The organism is Streptomyces sp. NPDC003284, from assembly GCF_053589675.1.
The window spans coordinates 24,059-45,776 of the sequence record NZ_JBSFSI010000034.1 but is presented as its reverse complement, the minus strand read 5'-3'; the positions used below and the strand labels follow the sequence as shown (position 1 = coordinate 45,776).

16 protein-coding genes and 1 pseudogene are annotated in these 21,718 nt (G+C 73.2%); 5 read left to right on the top strand and 12 right to left on the bottom strand.

The window, feature by feature from the left end:
• A pseudogene (locus ACWDYF_RS36610) lies at positions 1–200 on the bottom strand (methylmalonyl-CoA carboxyltransferase); the annotation flags it as partial.
• A gap of 151 nt (positions 201–351) precedes the next feature.
• Positions 352–2,793 (bottom strand): polysaccharide lyase 8 family protein, encoded by a 2,442-nt coding sequence (locus tag ACWDYF_RS36605; RefSeq protein WP_389474555.1) that lies wholly within the window; start codon positions 2,791–2,793, stop codon positions 352–354.
• Between the two features lie 169 nt (positions 2,794–2,962).
• Here ACWDYF_RS36605 and ACWDYF_RS36600 point away from each other — a divergent pair, with 169 nt between their 5' ends.
• On the top strand, positions 2,963–3,586 hold the full coding sequence (locus tag ACWDYF_RS36600; protein WP_389474553.1) for a YceI family protein: 624 nt from the start codon (positions 2,963–2,965) through the stop codon (positions 3,584–3,586).
• On the opposite strand, the gene ACWDYF_RS36595 is transcribed toward ACWDYF_RS36600, so the two are convergent.
• Complete coding sequence (locus ACWDYF_RS36595; protein WP_389474551.1) at positions 3,573–5,126, bottom strand: hypothetical protein; 1,554 nt, start codon at positions 5,124–5,126, stop codon at positions 3,573–3,575. The two genes, ACWDYF_RS36600 and ACWDYF_RS36595, sit on opposite strands and share 14 nt — an antisense overlap.
• Before the next feature lie 132 nt (positions 5,127–5,258).
• Here ACWDYF_RS36595 and ACWDYF_RS36590 point away from each other — a divergent pair, with 132 nt between their 5' ends.
• A complete protein-coding gene (locus ACWDYF_RS36590) occupies positions 5,259–6,962 on the top strand; it encodes a sigma-70 family RNA polymerase sigma factor (protein WP_389474549.1) in 1,704 nt (567 codons plus the stop codon).
• Positions 6,963–6,972: 10 nt separating this feature from the next.
• Here ACWDYF_RS36590 and ACWDYF_RS36585 read toward each other — a convergent pair whose 3' ends face one another.
• Positions 6,973–7,380 carry an ATP-binding protein gene (locus ACWDYF_RS36585; RefSeq protein WP_381741109.1) on the bottom strand — a complete coding sequence of 136 codons (408 nt, stop codon included), beginning with the start codon at positions 7,378–7,380 and terminating at the stop codon, positions 6,973–6,975.
• Between the two features lie 112 nt (positions 7,381–7,492).
• Here ACWDYF_RS36585 and ACWDYF_RS36580 point away from each other — a divergent pair, with 112 nt between their 5' ends.
• Both ACWDYF_RS36580 and ACWDYF_RS36575 read left to right on the top strand, forming a co-directional pair.
• The gene (locus ACWDYF_RS36580; RefSeq protein WP_385499368.1) at positions 7,493–8,314 is read left to right on the top strand and encodes a helix-turn-helix domain-containing protein; all 822 of its coding nucleotides are present in this window, start codon (positions 7,493–7,495) and stop codon (positions 8,312–8,314) included.
• The gene (locus ACWDYF_RS36575; protein ID WP_389474546.1) at positions 8,311–8,550 is read left to right on the top strand and encodes a DUF397 domain-containing protein; all 240 of its coding nucleotides are present in this window, start codon (positions 8,311–8,313) and stop codon (positions 8,548–8,550) included. Before ACWDYF_RS36580 ends, ACWDYF_RS36575 begins: the two co-directional genes overlap by 4 nt.
• A gap of 1 nt (position 8,551) precedes the next feature.
• On the opposite strand, the gene ACWDYF_RS36570 is transcribed toward ACWDYF_RS36575, so the two are convergent.
• Complete coding sequence (locus ACWDYF_RS36570) at positions 8,552–9,898, bottom strand: hypothetical protein (protein ID WP_389474544.1); 1,347 nt, start codon at positions 9,896–9,898, stop codon at positions 8,552–8,554.
• 90 nt (positions 9,899–9,988) lie between these two features.
• Entirely contained in the window at positions 9,989–13,012 is a 3,024-nt protein-coding gene (locus tag ACWDYF_RS36565) for a glycoside hydrolase family 3 protein (RefSeq protein ID WP_389474542.1), read from the bottom strand.
• 337 nt (positions 13,013–13,349) lie between these two features.
• Here ACWDYF_RS36565 and ACWDYF_RS36560 point away from each other — a divergent pair, with 337 nt between their 5' ends.
• Entirely contained in the window at positions 13,350–13,970 is a 621-nt protein-coding gene (locus tag ACWDYF_RS36560) for a GOLPH3/VPS74 family protein (protein WP_381741096.1), read from the top strand.
• A gap of 25 nt (positions 13,971–13,995) precedes the next feature.
• On the opposite strand, the gene cimA is transcribed toward ACWDYF_RS36560, so the two are convergent.
• From cimA to ureA, 6 genes are all read right to left on the bottom strand, one after another.
• Positions 13,996–15,600: a citramalate synthase gene (gene cimA / locus ACWDYF_RS36555; protein ID WP_381741094.1), complete on the bottom strand. Its 1,605-nt coding sequence runs from the start codon at positions 15,598–15,600 to the stop codon at positions 13,996–13,998.
• Between the two features lie 282 nt (positions 15,601–15,882).
• Complete coding sequence (locus ACWDYF_RS36550) at positions 15,883–17,184, bottom strand: MFS transporter (RefSeq protein WP_389474539.1); 1,302 nt, start codon at positions 17,182–17,184, stop codon at positions 15,883–15,885.
• 60 nt (positions 17,185–17,244) lie between these two features.
• On the bottom strand, positions 17,245–17,784 hold the full coding sequence (locus tag ACWDYF_RS36545; protein WP_389474557.1) for a TetR/AcrR family transcriptional regulator: 540 nt from the start codon (positions 17,782–17,784) through the stop codon (positions 17,245–17,247).
• Positions 17,785–18,022: 238 nt separating this feature from the next.
• A complete protein-coding gene (locus tag ACWDYF_RS36540) occupies positions 18,023–19,060 on the bottom strand; it encodes an agmatine deiminase family protein (protein WP_389474537.1) in 1,038 nt (345 codons plus the stop codon).
• Positions 19,061–19,076: 16 nt separating this feature from the next.
• On the bottom strand, positions 19,077–20,801 hold the full coding sequence (locus tag ACWDYF_RS36535; protein ID WP_381741343.1) for an urease subunit alpha: 1,725 nt from the start codon (positions 20,799–20,801) through the stop codon (positions 19,077–19,079).
• The gene (gene ureA / locus ACWDYF_RS36530; RefSeq protein ID WP_389474535.1) at positions 20,798–21,667 is read right to left on the bottom strand and encodes an urease subunit gamma; all 870 of its coding nucleotides are present in this window, start codon (positions 21,665–21,667) and stop codon (positions 20,798–20,800) included. The genes ACWDYF_RS36535 and ureA overlap by 4 nt, the downstream gene beginning before the upstream one ends.
• Between the last annotated feature and the right edge of the window lie 51 nt (positions 21,668–21,718).

Sequence of the window (21,718 nt, the reverse complement as noted above, 5' to 3'; positions counted from 1 at the left end):
TCCTGGAACGACCCCGGGTCCACCAGCAGCTCGATCCGCTCCCGCGCCGTCAGCTTGCCCTTCGCATGCTGCGCCGCGGTCGCCTTCTCGCTCGGCCCCGCCACGGCCTGCGCACGGATGTCGTGCAGTTCGGCGACCCGTCCGCGCGCGTCCGTCGGCTCGCCGGTGGGCTCACCCGTCGTCTCTTCCAAAACGGTCATGTAGCGACCTTACGAAGGACACCAAGGAAAGCGAGCCGTCGACTCCGTACAGTCTCCGGCCCGTTTTCCTGGTACCACTGAACAGAACCTCAGCCCTGTGCAGCCTTTCCGACTGCTCACAGGGGATCGGCGTTGTAGAGGTCACACAAAGTCAGGGGGCGAGAGCCACCTCACATTCATGGGTGGCACATGCCTTCCCCGGAGTGACACGCAGACCCAGATGGGGGCCCCGCTCGATCACCTCGACCGAGTCGTCGGCCCGCAGCACCCGGCGCACCGGGTGGTGCCGGGTGTCCCAGACGATCTCCAGCGGTTCGCCGGTGCGCGGCGGCTCGCTGACACAGAGCCTAGCGGTAGCGGTACGGCGGTCGTGCCGCACCAGCACACCGGCGCCGTCGGACGCGGTCAGCGGTCCCACCGTACCGGCCTGCCAGAACGTGACGGCGAGCAGCCCCAGCGAGGGCACGGCGACGGCCTGGCGGACGCCGTCGTTGGCGAGGACGGTCGTCCAGTGCCGGTCGGCGGCGCGCGCGGCGACGGTGCGGCGGGAGGCGCCGGGCAGCAGGAGGTAGGCGTAGGAGGCGTCGGCCGGGTCGGTGCCGTGGTCGAGCCAGAGGGTCTGCCAGCGGCGGGTGCGGCGCTCGGGCGAGCTGGTGGTGTTGATGTCGGCCCAGGCGCCGGTGCGGTCCTCGCGCAGGGTGCGCAGCGCGGGACCGGAGCCGGGGCCGGAGCCCTGGGCGGAGCCGGAGCCGGGGCCCTGGGCCGGGAACACCCAGCCGCCGTGGCCCTCCAGGTGGGCCCAGTGCGCTCCCCGGTCCGTCCCCCGGGCGAACGCCTGGGTGCCGCCCTCGCCGAGGTTGCGGTTGTCGACGACGGTCTCGACGGGCACCCCGTCGGCGCAGGTGATCCCGGCGCCCAGGCAGATGACGGTGTCACCGGCGAAGAACCAGGACCTGCGGGCCCGGAGGGTGGAGCCGACCCCCTTCAGATGCTGGCCGATCGCCGCGTACGTGCCGTCCGTGGTGCCGCCGACCCAGCGCACGTCGGGCCGGGCGGCGCCCCATTCGCCGCCCGCGCGGTCGGGCAGGCGCCGGGTGGAGACGGTGGTGCCGGGCAGCCGGTACCAGTCGACGGTGGGCCAGAACCAGTCCGTGTACTGGTCGGTGGGCTCGCCCGCCGCCCACCACTGGAGCATGCCCGCGCCGGTGTGCCAGCCGCGCGGGTTCTCGCCGTTGCCGCACTCGTAGGCGGCGATGCGGTCGCTGCACAGGGAGAGGGCCGCGGTGAAGCGGGGGTGGCGGTGGACGGCCCGGTCCATGGCGGGGAAGAGCCGGTGGCCGAGCGGCTCGGGCGCGGCGGCCCCGGGCGCGGCGGCGACCGTGTGCAGCCGGGCCAGGTCGGCGACGTCGAACTGGGGTGCGGTCAGGATCGGGGTGACGGTGTCCCGTTGGATCCAGCCCTTCACGCGCGCGTGCCAGCGGGCGCGCTCGGCGGGGCTCGCGCTGTCGGCGAGCAGGGCGATGGCGGCGATGAGCTGCTGTCCGTGGAAGTGGTCGCCGCGCAGCACGTGCCGGTCGTCGCCGCTGAGCAGGCCGCGGCTGATCGCGCGGCCGTTGACGCTGTCCATCACCAGCCCGTCGTGGATCAGCGGGGCGTAGGCGTGCTCGACGCCGTCCAGGACGTTCTGCCTCAGCGGGTCGGTGACCTCCCAGGCGGATCCGGCCAGCAGGGCGAAGAGCCGGCCGAGCCCGTCGAGCATGACCTGTCCGTACGTGCCCGAGTAGGCGACGTAGGTGTGCTGGACGAAGGAGCCGTCGGCGTAGAGGCCGTCGCCGGTGGTGACGTACGGGAAGACGGGCGAGAGGGCGTCGCGGGCGAGGGCGATCTTCTCCGGGGCGCGGCCGAGGACGCCGCGCAGGGCGACGGAGCGGCACAGGTCGACGCGGTTGGCGCCGGTGGAGGTGCCGGAGTAGTCGTGCAGCAGGGCGTCCGGGACGAAGTGGTCGACGGCGGCGCAGGCGGCGGCGGTCCGCGCGGCGCCGACGTGTTCGTACAGGGCGGCCGTGAGGTCCATGAGCAGGCGCGGGGAGCCGATCTGCCACTCCCACCAGTTGCCGTAGGGGGTGGTGGCGGGGTGGTAGACGGTGGCGGCGAGGTGGTCGAGGCCGCGCAGCACGTCCGCGAGGAGGGCCGGGTCGCCGGTGGCGCCGGTGCCCGGCTGGACGTACGCCTGGGCCATCGTCCAGAGCCTGCCGTAGCTCGCGGTGATGCCGGAGGGCGGGTCGAAGGGCAGGCCGGGCCAGAGGGAGACGGCGGCGGGGGCCATCGCGGCGGCGAAGCCGCGGGCGAGCCGGCCGGTGTCGGCGAGCCGCGCGGCGTAGGGCTCGGCGGCCGGGTCGTAGCCGCTGCCGAGCGCGATGCCGAGCCAGCGCAGCCGCAGCGCCTCGTAGGGGTCGGCGGGGTCGGCGGCGGCCCGGCCGGTGAGGGCCGTGGTGCCGGTGGTGGCGGCGAGGAGAGCGGCGGCGAGGAGGCCGCGGCGGGTGGGGCGTACGAAGGCTCCGCGGGCGGGGGTCCCTTGCTGATGCTTCGTCATGGGGCCTGGTTAGCCGTGGGCGGGGGCGGGCGTCAACACTCCCGCGCCCAAGAGGTTGAATGTTGAACGGAATGGCGCTACTGTCGTCCCTGTTGGTTCTGGTTGAACATTCAACATCCTCGGCACTCCCCCTCGGTGCCGGGTGACCACCGTCCCCAGGGAGCAGATCATGGGCATCTTCGGCCGCAAGAACGAGACCGAGACCACCACCGCCACCACCACGGCCGCTCCGGCCGCCGCCGCGGACCCGCAGCTCGCGGCGCTGACCGGCGACTACACGATCGACCCGACGCACACCACGCTCGGGTTCGTCGCGCGGCACGCCATGGTCACCAACGTGAAGGGCGCCTTCAACGATTTCACCGGCAGCCTGCACCTGGACGGCGCCGACCCGGCGAAGTCGACGGCCACGCTCGACATCGCGATGGACAGCATCGACACGGGCAACGCGGACCGCGACGGGCACCTGAAGAGCGCGGACTTCTTCAGGACCGACGAGTTCCCGGCGATGACCTTCCGCTCCACCGCCGCCGAGTCCCTGGGCGGCGACGACTACCGGATCACCGGTGACCTGAGCATCCTCGGCGTCACCAAGCCGATCAGCATCGACCTGGAGTTCAACGGCGCCGCCAAGGACCCCTTCGGCAACGAGCGCGTCGGCTTCGAGGGCAAGGCCGAGATCCTGCGCTCCGAGTGGGGCCTGACCTGGAACGCGGCCCTGGAGACGGGCGGCGTCCTGGTCTCCGACAAGATCAAGCTCAACTTCGACATCTCGGCGATCAAGCAGTCCTGAACCGGACGCCCGCCCCGGCCCGGTCGAGCAGTGCGTGCAGCCGGGCGTCGGTCAGCGCCGCGTTGGCCGCCGCGTCCTCGGCGGTGGCCGGGTCCTCCAGGAGCCGCGCGAGCAGGTCCCCGGGCAGCCGGGGGTTGGCGGCCGCCGCCCGGCGGACGGCGGCGTCGGGATCGTCCAGCAGCCTCAGCGGCAGTTCCTCCAGTGTCGGATCGCCCGCGGCCAGGGCCCGCACCTCGGCGTCCGCGTGGCCGAGCAGGTGCCGCAGGCCGGTGCGCGGCAGCCGGGGCAGCGTGCGCAGGTGGGCGCGCTGCCGGGGCAGGGCGAGGAACGCTTCGAGGAGCAGTTCCGGCGGCGCGGCCGGGTGGTTGCAGGCCAGCAGGTGCCGTACGTCCGGGTCGGGGTCGGCGGCGAGGCGCTCCGCCGCGTCGGCGGGCAGGTCCGGCCAGCTCGCCGCGGCCCGGCGCAGCAGCGGATCACCGGACGCGGCGCAGTCGGCGTACCAGCCCGGGTCCGGTTCCCCGAACGACCGGGCGAGCGCGCCGATCTGACCGGCGCCGCGGCCGATGACCCGGTCGAGGGCGTCGCGCTGGGCCCAGGTGCGCGGCAGCGGATGCGTCCTGGCCCGCAGCCGCACCCTCTCGTCGGGGTCCTCGGCGAGCGCGGCCAGCAGCCCGGGACCGAGGTCGGCACGCGCGGCCACCCGGGCGCGGACCTCCGGGTCGGGGTGGCGGGCCAGCCGCTGGACCGCGAAGGCGGGCGTGTGCCGGTTGTGCGCCAGCGCCGTGAGGTCCCGTCCGGCCGTCAGACACGCCTCGGCCACCGCCGCCGAGACGGCGTGGCTGTACAGGAGCGTTCTCCGGGGCAGGCAGTCCTGGTCGGGCAGGTCCGCCCGCATGGCCTCGGGGTCCTCGTCACGGATCCGCTTGCGCGCGGCCTCCCGCACGGCGGGGTCGGGGTCGGCGCGGAGGGTCTCCCGCTCGGCGGGGGTGAGCCACTGCCAGTACCCGGCGGCGTACGCGCGCAGTTCGCTCCGGTGGTGGCCGGTCATCCGGTGCGGGAACGACGGGGGGATCTGCCCGGAGAACGCCAGCTCCTGCCTGATCTCGTCCGCCGTGACGAGCGGGTCGTCACCGGGTCCGTCCTCGGCGGTGAGCAGGGTCATCAGCGCGTCGTCGGGAAGCGGGACGACCCGGTCGGGGCGGGGCCGGGGGCCGCCGGCGAGCCGGGCGCGCACCAGCGCGTCCGGGTCATCGGCCAGCCGTCCGCGGTGCGCCGGGTCGGCCCGGTGGTTGCGGGCGAACGCGCCCCGGACCTGTGGCGACGGGTGCGCGAGCACCGCCTCCACGACGGCCTGCGGCAGATCGCCGTGCTCGCACAGCGGCTCCCAGGCGGCCCGCACGGCCGACCGCAGCAGGCGGAGCTGGACACCGGGCCCGGCCGACGGGTTGACGGCGATGCCGCGCAGCCACGCTCCGGCGAGCGGCGAGGAGAACCCGGAAGACGCAGAGGGCGCAGAGGACGCGGAGGACGCTGAGGGCATCGCAGCATCCTCGCGGACGGATTCTTCTCGCGGGCGAACTTTTCTCCGAAGAACTGTTATGCGACCCCGTCTCCCCGGTCTCCCAGGCATCGGACATCATCGACCGACGTCAAGGGACGGGGTAGTTCTCGTATGAGCACACAGCACTCGGTGGACACGGCGGCGCTCGTGGCCGCTGCCCGCGAGGGCGACCCGGCGGCTCAGGACGCCCTGGTCGGCGCCTATCTGCCGCTGGTCTACAACATCGTGGGCCGGGCGCTGAACGGCTCGGTGGACGTCGACGACGTCGTGCAGGACACCATGCTGCGGGCGCTGGACGGGCTGGGCGGGCTGCGGGATCCGGGCAGCTTCCGGTCCTGGCTGGTGGCGATCGCCATGAACCGGGTGCGGGCGCACTGGCAGGACCGGCAGACCGCGCCGTACGCCGTGGAGGACGCGGGCGAGGTCGCCGGTCCCGGCGGTGACTTCGTGGATCTGACCATGCTGCGGCTCCAGTTGTCCGGGCAGCGCCAGGAGACCGCGCGGGCCACCCGCTGGCTGGAGCCCGACGACCGGGCGCTGCTGTCCCTGTGGTGGCTGGAGTGCGCCGGGGAGCTGACCCGCACCGAGGTCGCGGCGGCCCTGAAGCTCTCCCCGGAGCACACGGCGGTCCGTGTCCAGCGGATGAAGGCGCAGTTGGAGGCGGCCCGGGTGGTCGTACGGGCGCTCGACGCCCGGCCGCGCTGCGCCGAACTCAACGACGTGCTGGCCACCGGCTGGGACGGCCACCCCTCCGCGCTCTGGCGCAAGCGCATCGCCCGCCACGCGCGCGCGTGCGCGCACTGCGCCGGGCTGTGGAGCGGCCTGATGCCCGCCGAGGGGCTGCTGGCCGGGCTGGCGCTGGTCCCGGTGCCGGTGGCCCTGCTGCGGCTGGCCGGCCCCGCCTTCGACGCCGCGCCCGTGGGCGCGGCCGCTCCCTTCGACCCGGCGGCCGCCACCGCCACCCTGCCCGCCGTCCCCGACTCCACCGGCCGGGCCGCCGCCCGGCACCGCGCCTCCGGCGGGCGCTCCCCCGGCGGCCGGGCGGGCGCGCGCGACGCGGCCCGCCGCCGTCGCCGCGTCCGGCGGCGCACGGCCGCCGCCGCCGTGGTGGCCGCCTGTGTCGCGGGCGGCGGCATCTGGTACTTCGGCGGCGGCAGCGACGAGCACGGTACGACGGCCCGGGGCCCCGCCACGCCCGTCACCGACCTGGCCGCTCCCGGCACCCAGCTCGACGGCACCCCGGCCGCCTCCCCCTCGGCCTCGCCGTCCGCCTCCCCGTCCCCGTCCGCGTCCCCCTCGGCCTCCCCCTCCAAGAGCCCCAGCGCCTCCAAGAGTCCGGCGGCACCGAGGAGCAGGACCCCGTCCGCACCCGCGCACCAGCCCCGCCCGACGCACAGCGCCCCCGCCACCCACACCCAGCCGCCCGCCCCCCAGGGCGATGTCGCCCAGGTCGTCGCCCTGGTCAACCAGGAGCGCGCCAAGGCCGGTTGCGGTCCCGTCACCGGGGACTCCCAGTTGGACACCGCCGCCCGCGACCACTCCGACGACATGGCCGCGCGCGACTTCTTCGACCACACCAACCCGGACGGCAAGGACCCCGGCGACCGCATCACCGCCGCCGGATACCGCTGGTCCACCTACGGCGAGAACATAGCCAGGGGGCAGCAGACCCCCGCCTCCGTGATGGACTCCTGGATGCACAGCCCCGGCCACCGCGCCAACATCCTCAACTGCTCCTTCAAGAACCTCGGCGTCGGCGTCCACGACGGCCCCGGCGGACCGTGGTGGACCCAGGACTTCGGTACGAGGATGTGAGCGCCGCCGGTCAGCGGGCCGCCGCGAACTCGCACCACACGGTCTTGCCGGGCGAGCGCGCGTCCACCCCCCACTTGTCCGCCAGCGCGGCGACCAGCATCAGGCCCCGGCCGCGCTCCGACTCGGCCGAGGTCTCCGGCACACGGACGTCCCCCGTCCCGCTGTCGTGCACCTCCACGCGCAGCGCGCCGCCCGGATGCAGCGCGAGCAGCAGCAGAAAGCCACGGCCGGGCGGTACGCCGTGCAGCAGCGCGTTGGTCGCCAGTTCGCTCACACAGAGCTGTACGTCGTCGGCGCGTACGGGCGCCGCCCACTCGGCGAGGACGGCCTGTGCGAACTGCCGTGCGAGCCGCACCGACCTGCGGTCCCGCCGGTAGAACGCCTTACGGGTCAGGGGGAGTTGAAGTTCCACGTTCACGGGACGAGTGTCACTGTGTGTCACTACTGTGGACCAACGAGTGAAGTCGTAGTTCTGATTACTACGACCTCACTCCGACGACTTCACGCGTGTACGGGGGAAAGGATCGGCCATGCCATCGCGGAAGAAGAGCAAGAAGAACGCCACCTGGCAGGCTGTGGGCTCACTGGTCGCCCACTACCGCAAGCGGGCCCGCATGACCCAGGAGCAGTTCGCGGAGGCCGCCAGCATCCACGTCGACACGGTGGGATCCATCGAGCAGGGCCGCTTGGCCCTTCAGCCCGACCGCGCCGAACAGTTCGATGAACTACTCGATACGAGCGGCGCGTTGGCCGTCCTCGTCGCGCGCCTGCCGGTGCGGGATCGGATCGTGCAGTTCGCGCAGGGGTTGGTGGATCACGAGCAAGAGGCGCTGAGTATCTACTCGTACCAGAGCCTTGCGGTGCCGGGACTGCTTCAGACGACGGACTACTGCCGGGCCGTCTTCGATTACCGCTATCCGGCACTCGGAAGCGAAACGGCCGAGCAGTGGGTGACCACCCGCATGGACCGGCAGTTGATCTGGCAGCGTGAACACCCTCCGGTGGGGCACTTCGTCATGGAGGAGAGCATCCTGCGGCGGGTGGTGGGCGGTGAAGAGATCATGCGGGAGCAATACCGCAAGATCCTGGAGTTCACCGAGCCGACCAACATGAGCTTCCAGATCATGCCCGAGGAACGGACCCCGCACGCCTGCCTCGACGGGCCCATGGTGCTGCTGGAAACGCCCGACCACGAACGCCTGGTCTACCTGGAGGTGCAGCGCGCCAGTTTCCTCACCGACGATCCCGACGAGGTCTGCGACTACCACCACAAATATGCGATGCTGCGGTCTCAAGCCCTCTCGCCCGACGAGAGTGTGCGCTTCTTGCACGGACTGCTAGGAGAGTCATGAAGACCGCGTGGTTCAAGTCCAGCTACAGCGGCAGCGAGGGGGGTGACTGCCTCGAAGTCTCCTACGACTGGCGGAAGTCCAGCTACAGCAGCAGTGAGGGCGGCAACTGCGTAGAGGTCGCCGCCCACACCTCCGCCATCCACATCCGTGACTCCAAGGCCGCCCCCGTCGGCCCCGTCCTGACCGTCTCCCCCGCGAGCTGGGCCGCCTTCGTCGGCCGTACCCGCGAGGTGTAGTTCAGAACCCGCCCCCGAAGTCCCCTCCGCCTCCGCCCCCGCCGCCGTCTCCGAAGCCGCCGCCGAAGTCGCCCGGGTCGAAGTCGGCGCCGGAGACATCGCCGCCGGTGTAGCCGCCGAAGCCGCCGTCGCCGTAGTCGGCGGCGTAGCTCGGGGTGGACATCATGCCGCCGAGGACGGTGCCGACGAGGAGGCCGGGGAGGATGCCGCCGCCGAAGTAGCCGCCCGCCCAGGGGCCGTAGGCGGGGCCCGCGTCCCAGTAGGGGCGGCGGCCCTGGTCGGTGTCGACCTGGCGGACCACCGGGTCGCGGCCGTCGGCCAGGCGGGTGGCGTCGGCGGCGCAGACCGGGACCTGGCGCGGTGCGCCGCCGGGCGGGGTCCAGGCGGCGTCGGTGACCGAGGGGCCGTGGCGCGGGTCGAAGAAGCAGGGCGGGCGCCGCTCGGGCAGCGGGCGGTGCTCGCGGCGGGCGGCGAGCAGGGCGAGGGAGAAGCGGCCGTCCTCCAGCGCCTGGGTGACCGCGCGGACGTCCTCCGGTCTGCGGGCGGCGGCCATGGACTGCTTGGCCTGCTCGTAGGCGTCGAGGGCGCGTTCGTAGTCGGCGCGCATGGCGTCGTCCGCGCCGGACTCGGCCGGGTGGAAGTCCAGGCGGTCCAGTTCCTCGCCGAACGCGGTGATGTCCTCGTCGACGACGACCCGCAGCTTCTCCAGGGCGGCGCGCTGCTCGGTCTCGCGGCGGCGGGAGCTGCGCCGGGCCAGGGTGTACGCGCCGACGCCCCCGGCGACCAGGACCGCCGCCACCGTGACCAGGGCGGTGCCCGACATGCCCCCGGAGCGGCCGTCGCCGCCCCAGGAGGCGGGCGCCCTGCCGCGCAGGTTGGCCAGGGCGCGGTCGGTGAAGTCGGTGAGCTGGGTCGCGGTGTCCTCGCCCTGGACGCTGGTGACCAGGTTCCGTACGGCGGTGCGGGGCAGCACCGAGGCGTCGGCGCGGGCGTCGAAGCGGTCGCCGAGGCGGACGGCGTAGGCGCCGGTGACGCCGGTGGCGGTGCGCAGGTCGGCGAAGAGGTTCTGGGTGGGGTAGCCGGCCGGGAGGACGGCGAGGAACAGGGGCCGGTCGGCATCCTTGATCTTGCGGGCGAGCGCGTCGGCGTCGGCGGACTTCAATTGCGCGGCGGCGGCCGGGTCGACGTAGACGGGGCTCTTGCGCAGCGCCTGGGCGATGGCGGAGACGCTGGTCGCCGCCTCGGCCCGGGGCGCGCTGGTGGCCAGGAAGGTCAGGGCGACCAGGAGGGCCGCGAGCAGTGCCGCCGGGAGTCTGCCGGGGGCGCGGGACGGGGCGACGGCCTTCATGGTTCGAAGCTACCCGAAATATGACAAGCGGGTCGTCCGGGCTGGTGGGGGCGCCCTCCCGTGCACCCCCACCAGCGGTGTGCGGGGCGGTCAGGCCGCCCGGTAGGCGGCCGTGAGGCGGTCCACCGCCGCGCCGTAGCGGCCGGTCAGCAGGAGGTGGTCGGCGTCCGCGAAGGGCGCCGCGGCCGCCGCCGTCATCCCGCGTCCGGCGATCCGCTGCTGGACGATCAGCCGGGCCCGGGTGACCAGTTCGCGGCCCGTCCGCGCGGCGTGCGCGTGTTCGGCGGCGGTCGCCGCGAGGCCGAGGGCCCTCAGGGTGAGGGCGCCTCCGGCGGGCGCCTTGCTGAGCGTGGTCAGGCCCCAGCCGTAGGGGAACTGCGGATCGTAGGAGACGTCCCCGACGTTGATCGGGAGCTGCTGCTCCGACCTGGGCCAGGTCACCGGGAGCTGCCCGGTGAAGGCCCGCCTGCCGTAGAGCACGTCCGCGACGCCGTCGCCCTCGGTGCCGGGCAGCCAGGAGGCGACGAGCGCGTCGATGGCGCCGAGCTGGTCGCCGATCAGCTCGGGGCGGCCCGAGACGATCAGCACGGCGCACTTCATGGCCGCGCACACCTTGTCGACGGCGGCCCGGTCGGCGGCCGAGAGCCGCAGGTCGTGGCCGTTGCCGACATCGCCGACGCCCTCGGCGTACGGGGTCTCGCCGACGACGACCACCCCGGCGTCGTAGCCGCCGGTGGGCGCGGAGGCGTCCTTGGAGTAGGTGACGTCCCCGCCGGCGTTCCGCATGCCCTGGAGGATCGTGGTCCCCTTGATGATGTTCCCGGACGAGCCCTGCCAGCTGATGGTCCAGCCGCCGGTCTGGTTGCCGATGTCGTCGGCGTTGGACCCGGCGACGTAGACCTTCTGGTTCTTCTTCAGCGGGAGCAGGTCCCCGCTGTTCTTCAGCAGCACCTGCGAGGCGGCGGCGGCCCGGCGGGCGACGTCGCGGTGCGCGGCGGAGCCGATCGCGGAGGCGTTGCGGGTGTCGGCGTAGGGGTGCTCGAACAGACCGAGGCGGAACTTCTCGGTCAGGATCCGCGAGACGGCGTCGTCGATCCGCTTCCCGCTGATCCGGCCCGCCTTCACCTCGTCGGTGAGGGCGGCGGTGAACTTGGCGTGGCTGTAGGGGACCATCATCATGTCGACGCCCGCGTTCACGGACGCGGTGACCTGCTGCGGGTAGCTGCCGGGGAGCTGGTCGAGGGCGTTGTAGTCGCTGATGACGAAGCCGTCGAAGCCCATGCGGTCCTTGAGCACGCCGTTGATCATGTCGCCGCGCGCGTGCATCCTGACGGCGCCCTTGCCGTCGCCCTCGATGTCGAGCGAGGAGTAGGACGGCATGACGGTGCCGACGCCCCGGTCCACGGCGTCCTGGTAGGGCGCGAGGTGGATGTCCTCCAGCTGCTTGCGGGTCACCTCGGTGACGCCCTGGTCCAGGGTGTAGGTGCCGGTGGTGGAGGAGCCGTAGGCGGTGCCGCCGTCGCCGAGGAAGTGCTTGGCGGTGGCCAGCACCTTGTCGTTCCGGTCCAGGTCGCTGCCGTCGGGGCGGCCCTGGAGGCCCTGGATGACCGTCTCCATGGACTTCACCAGGGCCGGGTCCTCGCCGTAGGACTCGTAGGAGCGGCCCCAGCGCTCGTCGCGGGTGACGCACACGCAGGGCGCGAAGTCCCAGGGGACGCCGGTGGCGCGCACCTCGGACGCCGTGACGGCGCCGGTCCGCTCGGCGAGCGCGGGGTCGCGGGTGGCACCGATGCCGATGTTGTGCGGCATGATCGTGGCACCGGCGAGGTTGTTGTGGCCGTGCACCGCGTCCACGCCGTAGATCAGCGGGATCTGGAAGCGGGTGGCCTGGGCGCGCAGCTGGAAGCCGTCGACCATCTTCGCCCAGGCGTCGGGCGTGTTGGGCTCGGGGACCGAGCCGCCGCCGGAGAGCAGCGAGCCGAGGGCGTAGGAGGCGATGTCGCCGGGGGCGGACATGGCGCCGCGCTCGGCCTGGGTCATCTGCCCGGCCTTCTCCGCCAGGGACATCCGGGAGACCAGGTCCGCGACCCGCTTCTTCACCGGCAGGCGGCTGTCCAGGTAGGGCAGTCCGTGCGCGTCCACCACGATCTGCGGTGTCTCGGCGGGGGCCTTGGCGCCGGTGACGGTGAGCTGGAGCGGGATGGTCTCGGCCGCTTCGGCGAGGCGGTCCTTCAGGGTGCTCACGCGGACCGTGCGGGAGGTGCCGGAGGCGGTGCCCGCGGGGAAGGTGAGGGTGCCGGAGACGGGGGTGTAGTCCTTGCCGGGGGTCGCGGTGCCCTCGCCGGTCGTGTAGGCGACGGTGACGGGCTGGTCGAGGGGGGCGGCGCCGGTGGTGGCGACGGTGACGCGGACGGCGGCCGTGCCGCCCTCGGTGACCGGGACGACGGCCGCGTCGGTGCTGACGGCGGCGCGCAGCGACTGGTCGGCGCGGCCGTACAGTTCGACGCCGTCCAGCGCGAAGGCGCCCTTGGCGCCGGTGGGCAGGGTGAGGGCGTAGCCCCACATCTGGGTGAGGCCCAGGACGTGGTCGATGCCGCCGACGGGCTGGTAGTCCGTACGGTAGGTGAAGTCGGCGAAGGGCAGTTCGATCTGCTTCCAGCCGGTGAAGTCGTCCGTGAAGGACGTGGTCCACAGCTCGGACGCCTCGCCGTTCGCGCCGCCGTCCTTGATCTCGAAGGGGATCTTGCTGCCGGTGGTGTGTCCCTCCCACCACAGCCGGATGCCGCGGTGCGCGGACCAGTCGTGGGCGGGGCGGTCGGCCGCGTAGTCGTGGGTGAAGCCGCCGTAGCCGCTGATGTCGTAGGTCCCCGCCAGCACCTTGGCGCCCTCGGGGGCGTCGGGGCGCTCGTCGAGGCGGAGGGCGGGGGCGTCGTCGCTGTCGCCGCCCCAGGTGAAGATGCCCTCGGCGGGCTGGCTCGCGAAGGGCACCTCACCCTCGAAGCGGTCGACGGGCACGGGAGCGGGGTCGTCCGCACCGGCGGCGGCACCGGCCGCGCCGAGCGGCAGCAGTGCGGTGAGCAGGGCTGCGGAGGCGAGCAGGGCGGTTCTTCGCATGGACCTTCCCTCGGTATCCGGACTGTTCCAGGTCTTCCAGGGCTGTTCCGACACGTCGCTGAACGCTCGGCCCGGAGCCGAACGCCCGGCCCGGAGCCGAACGCTCGGCTCGGGGCCGAACACTCGACTCGGGGGCCGAACGCTCGGCTCAGGGCTTAGATCACAGCGTGAGTTAAAGGGGGGCATGTCATTCCGTCAAGACTTCACGCCCCAACCGGTACACAGGCAACGCACGGGAAAAGAACGACCGTTGTGCCTTCGGGTTGTGAACACACAGTCCCCGTGGTGACGTATCGTCGGACTACCGTCTTGTCCGACTTGTCACCGGGAGCCCGGCATGAGCACCGCCCGCGATCTGCTGTTCGTCACCCTGGACGTACCCGGCGACCATCCGGTCGAGCAGGGGGACCTCTCGCTCGCCCTGGCGGGCGCGGAACTCCTCGATCTGCTGGCCGGCGGGGCGGTGCTGCTGATCGGGGACCGGCTGCGGCCGGGCCCGCGCGTCCTGACGGGCGACCCGCTCCTGGACGAGGCGGCGGCCCGGATCCAGGGCGAGGAGCCGTACGAGAGCGTCGAGGACTGGCTGTGGCGGCGCGGGCGCGGGCTGGCCGAGGGCTACACCGCCGTACTGGAGGCGGAGGGGCAGCTGAGCACCGTCCGGCGGCACCGCTGGCTGCCCAGCCGCCCGGTGGACCGGACCACACCGGCCGACGGCAGCGCCGACCGGCGCTCGGCCGCCGACCGCTGGGCCGCCCGCGAACCGGTCCTGACCGCCCTGGCCGCCACCCTCGGCGTCACGCCGGACACCGGCGACGGCGCTCCCGCCGCCGAGCCCGAGGACGGGACCGCGCTGACCGTGCTGGCCGCCGTGGGCGACGCCGTCACCGAACTGGAGGGCGTCCGCCAGCGGCGGCGGGTGGAGAACGCGGCCTTCGACAACATCTGGCGGGCGCCCTGACCCGCGGGGCCGGGCGCCCTCCCGGCTACGCGGCCGGGTCCACCGCGGCGCGCAGCAGACCGTAGGTGTAGGCGTCCTCCAGGGCCTGCCAGGAGGCCGCGATGACATTGTCGGCGACGCCGACCGTGGACCACTCGCCCTTGCCGTCCGAGGTGGAGATCAGCACACGGGTGGTGGAGGAGGTGCCGTGGCGGCCCTCCAGGATGCGGACCTTGTAGTCGACCAGTTCGAGCGAGCCGAGCTGGGGATAGATCTTCTCCAGGGCGACCCGCAGGGCCCGGTCCAGGGCGTTGACCGGGCCGTTGCCCTCGGCGGTGGCGACGATGCGCTCGCCCTTGGCCCACAGCTTGACGGTGGCCTCGTTGGCGTGGGAGCCGTCGGGGCGGTCCTCGACGATGGCCCGCCAGGACTCCACGTCGAAGTACTTCAGCGGGCTGCCCTGCACCTCCGCGCGCAGCAGCAGCTCGAAGCTGGCGTCGGCGGCCTCGTAGGTGTAGCCCTTCAGCTCGCGTTCCTTGACCCGCTCCACGACCCGGCCGACCAGCTCGCGGTCGCCGCCGAGGTCGATGCCGAGCTCCTTGCCCTTCAGCTCGATGGAGGCGCGCCCGGCCATGTCGGAGACCAGCATGCGCATGGTGTTGCCGACGCGCTCGGGGTCGATGTGCTGGTAGAGGTCGGGGTCGACCTTGATCGCGGAGGCGTGCAGCCCGGCCTTGTGGGCGAAGGCGGACAGGCCGACGTAGGGCTGGTGGGTGGAGGGCGTCAGGTTGACGACCTCGGCGATGGCGTGCGAGATCCGGGTCATCTCGCGCAGCCGCCCCTCGGGGAGCACCTGCTTGCCGTACTTCAGCTCCAGGGCGGCGACGACCGGGAAGAGGTTGGCGTTGCCGACCCGCTCGCCGTAGCCGTTGGCGGTGCACTGCACATGGGTGGCGCCCGCGTCGACGGCGGCCAGGGTGTTGGCGACCGCGCAGCCGGTGTCGTCCTGGGCGTGGATGCCGAGGCGGGCGCCGGTGTCGGCGAGGACGGTGGCGACGACGGCCTGGATCTGGGCGGGCAGCATGCCGCCGTTGGTGTCGCACAGCACGACGACGTCGGCGCCCGCCTCGGCGGCGGCGCGGACGACCGCCTTGGCGTACTCGGGGTTGGCGCGGTACCCGTCGAAGAAGTGCTCGCAGTCCACGAAGACGCGGCGGCCCTGGGCGCTCAGGTGGGCGACGGTGTCGCGCACCATCTCCAGGTTCTCCTCCAGGGTGGTGCGCAGCGCCAGCTCCACATGCCGGTCGTGCGACTTGGCAACCAGGGTGATCACCTCGGCACCGGACTCCAGCAACGCCCTGACCTGCGGGTCCTCGGCGGCCTTGGCACCGGCGCGGCGGGTGGCGCCGAAGGCGACCAGCCGGGCGGTGCGGAAGTCGATCTCGTCCTTGGCGCGGGCGAAGAACTCGGTGTCGCGGGGGTTCGCCCCGGGCCAGCCGCCCTCGATGAAGCCCACGCCGAAGTCGTCCAGGTGGCGGGCGATGGCCAGCTTGTCGGCGACGGTGAGGTTGATGCCCTCCCGCTGGGCGCCGTCGCGCAGGGTGGTGTCGAAGACGTGGAACGAATCGTCCAGCCGGCTGGTTTCGGACATGTCTCAGGGCTCCTGTGTGGGATCTCGGTCGTACCGGAATGACCGGCTCCACCGTCCCCCCAATACTCGCGCGCCGTGCTCCCCGGCTGAAGGTGGGCCGGGAAAACGAAAGACCCCTCGCGGGTGCGAGAGGTCTGCGCGCGGGTCGAGGACGACGGTGGCCGCCCGTACCTGGTCGTACGTGGCGGTCACTGCGGACCGGCGCGCCTGCTGCCAATAATCATGGCGAACGAGAGCACGGGGGCAGTCTGGCACAGTCCCGCCCCCGTGCTCACCGCCGTCTCAGGATGCGGGCGCGGGCGTGGACACCTCGGCGTTCTTCACCCGGGTCAGGTCCAGGTCCCGGGTCTCGCGCATGCTGACGTACACCACCAGCGAGACCGCCGCGCAGGCCGCCACGTACCAGAAGAAGCCCGACTCGATCCCGGCGTTCTTGAACCACAGCGCGACGTACTCCGCGGTGCCGCCGAACAGGGCGTTGGCCAGCGCGTAGGGCAGCGCCACCCCGAGGGCGCGCACCCCGGTGGGGAACAGCTCGGCCTTCACACAGGCGTTGATCGAGGTGTAGCCGGTGACCACGACCAGGGCCAGCAGGGACAGCCCCAGCGCGGGCCAGAAGCTGCCCGCGTGCCGGAGCAGGGTCAGGATCGGCACGGTCAGCAGGGTCGAGCCGACCGCGAAGGTGATCAGCAGCGGACGGCGCCCGATCCGGTCGGAGAGCCGCCCGGCCAGCGGCTGGAGGCAGGCGAAGACGATCAGCGCGGTGAAGGAGACCAGCGTCGCGGTCCGCTTGGGCAGGCCCGCGGAGTTGGACAGGTACTTGGTGAGGTAGGTGGTGTACGTGTAGTACGCCACCGTGCCGCCCATGGTGAGCGCCATCACGAGCAGCGCCTCGCGCCGGTGCCGCCACAGCGCGCGCAGCGTGCCGCGCTCCGCGCCGCCGCTGTCGTCGGCCTCGTACACCTCGGTCTCCAGCATGCTGCGCCGCAGATAGAAGATGACGGCCGCGCCGAGCGCGCCCACCACGAACGGGATCCGCCAGCCCCAGCTGTGCAGCGCGTCGTCGGACAGGGTCCGCTGGAGCACGATCTGGAGGCCGAGGCCGACGATCTGGCCCGCGGTCATCGAGACGTACTGGAAGCTGGAGGCGAAGCCGCGGCGGCGCGGGTCGGACGCCTCGGTGAGGTAGGTGGCGCTGGCCGCGTACTCGCCGCCCACCGAAAGACCCTGGAGCAGCCGGGCCAGCAGCAGCACCAGCGCGCCGCCGTACCCGGCGACGCCGTAGGTCGGCGCGACGGCGATCAGGACCGCCGAGGCCGACATCAGGGTGACGGTCAGGGTCAGGGCGGCCTTGCGGCCCTGGCGGTCACCGACCCGGCCCAGTAACCAGCCGCCGACCGGCCGCATGAAGAACCCGACCGCGAAGATGCCCGCGGTGTTCATCATCTGTGCGGTCGGATTGCCGTGCGGGAAGAACGCCCCGGCGAAGTAGGTGGCGAAACTGGCGTAGACGAACCAGTCGTACCACTCCACCATGTTCCCGGCCGAGCCGATCCAGATCTTCTTCCACTGCTCTCGTCCCATGCGCTGTGACTGCCCCGCCGGGACGCGGCCGACGCACCCCGCGGGCGGCACCCGCTCGGGCTACGGCGTCAGCGACTCGTCCAGGAACTCCCCCACCAGCCCGAGCACCCGCTCCCGGCCGGTGCCGCGCAGGCCGACCGCCACCTGGAGCGAGAAGCCGTCGAGCAGGGCGCGCAGCCGGGTCGCGAAGCGGTCGGCGTCCACCGGGCGGAACTCGCCGCGCGAGACGCCCTCGGCGACCAGGGCCGCCAGGTCGCGGTGCCAGGCGCCCTCGATGGCGCCCTGCCGGTCCCGGGCGTCCTCGGCGGCGGTCAGCGAGCGGTTCCAGACCTCCAGCCAGAGCGTCCAGTGCGGGTCGTGCCGCCCGTCGGGCACATACAGGGCGACATAGGCGTCCAGCCGCTCCCGGGCCGGGGCGTCCCGCGCCAGCAGCCGCCCGCGCTCGGCCCCGAGCCGGCTCTCGCTCCACTCCAGGGTGCGCAGCAGCAGCTCGTCCTTGGAGCCGAAGTAGTACAGCAGATGGCCGCTGCTCATCTGGACCTCGCGGCCCAGCGCCGCCATCGTGAGCTTCTCCAGACCGCGCTCGGCGATCATCTCCATGGCGGCGGCGAGCACCTCCTCGCGCGGCGGCGCGGGCGTACGGCTGCGCGTCACCGCCCCGCCCCCGCATCCACCCGGACGGATCCCGGATTCACCCGGACGGACTCCGGATCCACCCGGACAGGGGCCCGGCCGGACGCCGTGTCCGGGGTCCGGACCGGCTCGGCGGGTCGGTGGCCGCGAGCGGCGAAGAGCAGTACATCCACGCGTACGTTCTACCCGACCGCCGTCGCGGGCCCTACTTCGGCTGCTGCTGGGTGATGCAGTGGATGCCGCCGCCGCCCGCGAAGATCGTGCGGGCGTCGACCAGGGTGACCGTGCGGTCGGGGAAGAGGCGGCGGAAGACCGCGGCGGCGTCCTCGTCGCGGGGGTCGTCGAAGGCGCACAGGACGACGCCGTCGTTGCACAGGTAGTGGTTGATGTAGGAGTAGTCGGCCCAGTGGCCGTCGGCCTCCAGCACGGTGGGGGCGGTCACCTCGACGACCTCCAGGGGGCGGCCGTGGGCGTCGGTGGCGGCGCGCAGGAGGCCGATGACCTCCTTGGTGACCTCGTGGTCGGGGTGGGCCGGGTCGGGCTGGTGGTGGGCGACGACGACACCGGGGCGGGCGAAGGCGGCGACGATGTCGACATGGCCGAGGGTGCCGTAGCCGTGCGGCGGGTAGTCGCCGGTCAGGCCGCGCGGCAGCCAGATCGCCTTGCGGGTGCCCAGGTGCGCGTGGATCTCCGCCTCGACCTGCTCCCGGGACCAGTGCGGGTTGCGCTCCGGGCCGAGCTGGACGGTCTCGGTGAGCAGGACGGTGCCCTCGCCGTCGACATGGATGGCGCCGCCCTCGTTGACCAGCCGCGAGGCGTACGTCCGCGCCCCGGCGAGACCGGCGACGTACGCGCCGATCTTCGCGTCGTGCTCCCAGCGGGCCCAGTCCTGGGCGCCCCAGCCGTTGAACGTCCAGTCCACGGCGGCCAGCCGGCCGGTGCGGTCCTTGAGGAAGGTGGGGCCGATGTCGCGCATCCAGGCGTCGTCGAGGTCGCGTTCGACGGTGTCGACGCCGTCGCCGAGCAGGGTGCGGGCCTCGGCGGACTGGCCGGGGCCGCAGACCACGGTGACCGGTTCGAAGCGGCGCACCGCGCGGGCGACCGACGCCCAGGCCATACGGGAGGCGGCCAGTTCCTCCGGGGTGTCGAAGGTCGGGTTGGCGCCCGGCCAGGCCATCCAGGTGCGCTCGTGCGGCTCCCATTCGGCGGGCATGGAGAAGCCGTCGGCGGCGGGGGTGCTCATGTGGGTTCTCGGTTTCTCAGAGGAAGTACAGGCGGTTCAGGGAGACGGAGTCGGCGGGCTCCGAGCGCAGCGGGTCGCCGTCCAGGGTGACCAGGCCGGTGCGCTGGTCGACGTCGACCGCTCCGGTACGGGAGTTCAGGCGCAGGTCGGCCGGGCCGATGCCGCGGGTGCCGCGCACGGCGACCCGGCGCCTGCGGGTGGGCATCGTGTCGCCGCCCTGGTCGAGCGCGGCCTGCGCCACGAACGCGACGGAGAGTTCGGCGGGAGTGGCGCCGTGCGCGCCGAACTGCGGTCCCAGCACGAGGGGTTCGCAGGTGTCGGTGGCCGCGTTCGGGTCGCCGGTCACGCCGTACGCCGGGAAGCCGGACTTCAGCACGAGCTGCGGTTTGGCGCCGAAGTACTCCGGGCGCCACAGCACGATGTCGGCGAGCTTGCCGGCCTCCAGGGAGCCGACCTCGTGGGAGAGGCCGTGCGCGATGGCCGGGTTGACGGTCAGCTTGGCGATGTAGCGGAGCACGCGGCCGTTGTCGTCGCCGGGGCCGTCGCCCTCGGCCGGGCCCAGCTCGGCCTTCATCTTCCCGGCCATCGCGAAGGTGCGGCGCACGGTCTCGCCCGCGCGGCCCATGCCCTGCGCGTCGGAGGAGGTGATGCCGATCGCGCCCAGGTCGTGCAGCACGTCCTCGGCGCCCATGGTGCCCGCGCGGATGCGGTCGCGGGCCATGGCGGCGTCGCCGGGCAGGTCGGTCTTCAGGTCGTGGACGGAGACGATCATGCCGTAGTGCTCGGCGACCGCGTCCCGGCCGAAGGGCAGCGTGGGGTTGGTGGAGGAGCCGATGACATTGGGCACGCCCGCCATCTTCAGCACGTTGGGCACGTGCCCGCCGCCGCAGCCCTCGATGTGGAAGGCGTGGATCGTGCGCCCCTCCAGGACGCGCAGGGTGTCCTCCACCGACAGGCACTCGTTCAGGCCGTCGCTGTGCAGGGCCACCTGCACGTCGTGCTCCTCGGCCACCCGCAGGGCGGTGTCCAGGGCACGGGTGTGGGCGCCCATGTCCTCGTGCACCTTGAAGCCGCAGGCGCCGCCCTCGGCCAGCGCCTCGACGAGGGGGGCGCCGTGCGAGGACGAACCCCGGCCCAGGAAGCCGATGTTGACCGGCCAGGCGTCGAAGGCGCCGAAGGCGTGCCGCAGCGCCCAGGGCGAGTTGACGCCGACGCCCCACACCGGCCCGAACTCCTGCCCGATGACCGTGGTCACCCCGGAGGCGAGAGACGCCTCCATGATCCGCGGCGACAGCAGGTGCACATGGGTGTCCACGGCTCCGGCGGTCGCGATCAGGCCCTCGCCGGACACGATGGTCGTGCCGGTGCCCACGACGACATCGACCCCGTCCAGCGTGTCCGGGTTACCGGCCCGGCCCACGGCGCTGATCCGGCCCTCGCGGATGCCGATGGACACCTTGCGGATGCCCTGCACCGCGTCGATCACGACGACGTTGCTGATCACGACGTCGCAGGTGTCGCGGACGGCCGCGGCCTTGAGGTGCAGTCCGTCGCGGGCGGTCTTGCCGAACCCGGCCAGGAACTCGTCGCCGTAGCGCTGCGCGTCCGACTCCACCCGGATCACCAGACCGGAGTCGCCGAGGCGGACGCGGTCACCGGCGCGGGGGCCGTGGGTGGCGGCGTAGGCGTGCGGATCGACGTGGATCGCCCGGCTCACCTCGCGTCCTTTGGAACGGCTCATCGGGCGTCTCCTTCCGGGGCGTCGGGGGCTGGGGGTGTGGGGGCCGGGGATGCGGGGGTCGGGGGTGCGGGGGTCGGGGGTGCGGGGGTCGGGGGTGCGGGGGCTTCCGCTCGGTCGGCCCGCGTTTCGGCGGTTTCCGTCCCGGCGGTTTCCGTCCCGGCGGCTGCCGGTCCCGCCGCTTCCGTCGCGGACACGCCCAGGTAGCCGCAGGCGGCAGCCCGGCGCAGGGCCTCCTGCCTGGCGCCGGGGGCGTCCAGCGGGCCGTCGACCAGTCCGGCGAAGCCGATGGCGACCCGGGCGCCGCCGATCGGCACGAGGCCGACCTCGGCGCTCTCCCCCGGCCCGAACCGCACCGACGACCCGGCGGGCACCGCGAGCCGCATGCCGTAGGCGGCGGCGCGGTCGAAGTCCAGGCGCGGGTTGGCCTCGAAGAAGTGGAAGTGGGAGGTGACGGAGACCGGCACGGCGGCGGTGTTGGTGACGGTGAGACGCAGGGCCGGCTCCGGGTCGGCGTGCTGCGGTCCGGGCAGCAGCGCGCCCGGGGCCTCCTCCCCCAGACTGCCGCCCGCCAGCGGGTCGGTGACGATCGCGAGCCGCGAGCCGTCGTCGAAGACGGCCTCCACATGGACCTCGGTGACCACGTCGGCGACACCGGGCAGCACGTCGTCCGGGCCGAGCACCGTACGGGCGCGCTCGATCGCCTCGGCCAGCCGGGCGCCGTCGCGGGCGGCCTCGCACACCGTGTCGGCGATCAGCGCGGTGGCCTCCGGCACATTGAGCCTGAGGCCGCGGGACCTGCGGGCGCGGGCCAGCTCGGCGGCCCCGAAGAGCAGCAGCCGGTCACGCTCGGTGGGAGTCAGTCTCACGCCTCGGCACCTCCTTGCCTCTCGCATGTTAGAGCATCACTCTAAACATGA

Coding starts and splice junctions, on each gene's coding strand:
- ACWDYF_RS36605 (WP_389474555.1), bottom strand. CDS start 2,793: ATGACGAAGCATCAGCAAGGGACCCCCGCCCGCGGAGCCTTCGTACGC.
- ACWDYF_RS36600 (WP_389474553.1), top strand. CDS start 2,963: ATGGGCATCTTCGGCCGCAAGAACGAGACCGAGACCACCACCGCCACC.
- ACWDYF_RS36595 (WP_389474551.1), bottom strand. CDS start 5,126: ATGCCCTCAGCGTCCTCCGCGTCCTCTGCGCCCTCTGCGTCTTCCGGG.
- ACWDYF_RS36590 (WP_389474549.1), top strand. CDS start 5,259: ATGAGCACACAGCACTCGGTGGACACGGCGGCGCTCGTGGCCGCTGCC.
- ACWDYF_RS36580 (WP_385499368.1), top strand. CDS start 7,493: ATGCCATCGCGGAAGAAGAGCAAGAAGAACGCCACCTGGCAGGCTGTG.
- ACWDYF_RS36575 (WP_389474546.1), top strand. CDS start 8,311: ATGAAGACCGCGTGGTTCAAGTCCAGCTACAGCGGCAGCGAGGGGGGT.
- ACWDYF_RS36570 (WP_389474544.1), bottom strand. CDS start 9,898: ATGAAGGCCGTCGCCCCGTCCCGCGCCCCCGGCAGACTCCCGGCGGCA.
- ACWDYF_RS36565 (WP_389474542.1), bottom strand. CDS start 13,012: ATGCGAAGAACCGCCCTGCTCGCCTCCGCAGCCCTGCTCACCGCACTG.
- ACWDYF_RS36560 (WP_381741096.1), top strand. CDS start 13,350: ATGAGCACCGCCCGCGATCTGCTGTTCGTCACCCTGGACGTACCCGGC.
- cimA (WP_381741094.1), bottom strand. CDS start 15,600: ATGTCCGAAACCAGCCGGCTGGACGATTCGTTCCACGTCTTCGACACC.
- ACWDYF_RS36550 (WP_389474539.1), bottom strand. CDS start 17,184: ATGGGACGAGAGCAGTGGAAGAAGATCTGGATCGGCTCGGCCGGGAAC.
- ACWDYF_RS36545 (WP_389474557.1), bottom strand. CDS start 17,784: ATGGAGATGATCGCCGAGCGCGGTCTGGAGAAGCTCACGATGGCGGCG.
- ACWDYF_RS36540 (WP_389474537.1), bottom strand. CDS start 19,060: ATGAGCACCCCCGCCGCCGACGGCTTCTCCATGCCCGCCGAATGGGAG.
- ACWDYF_RS36535 (WP_381741343.1), bottom strand. CDS start 20,801: ATGAGCCGTTCCAAAGGACGCGAGGTGAGCCGGGCGATCCACGTCGAT.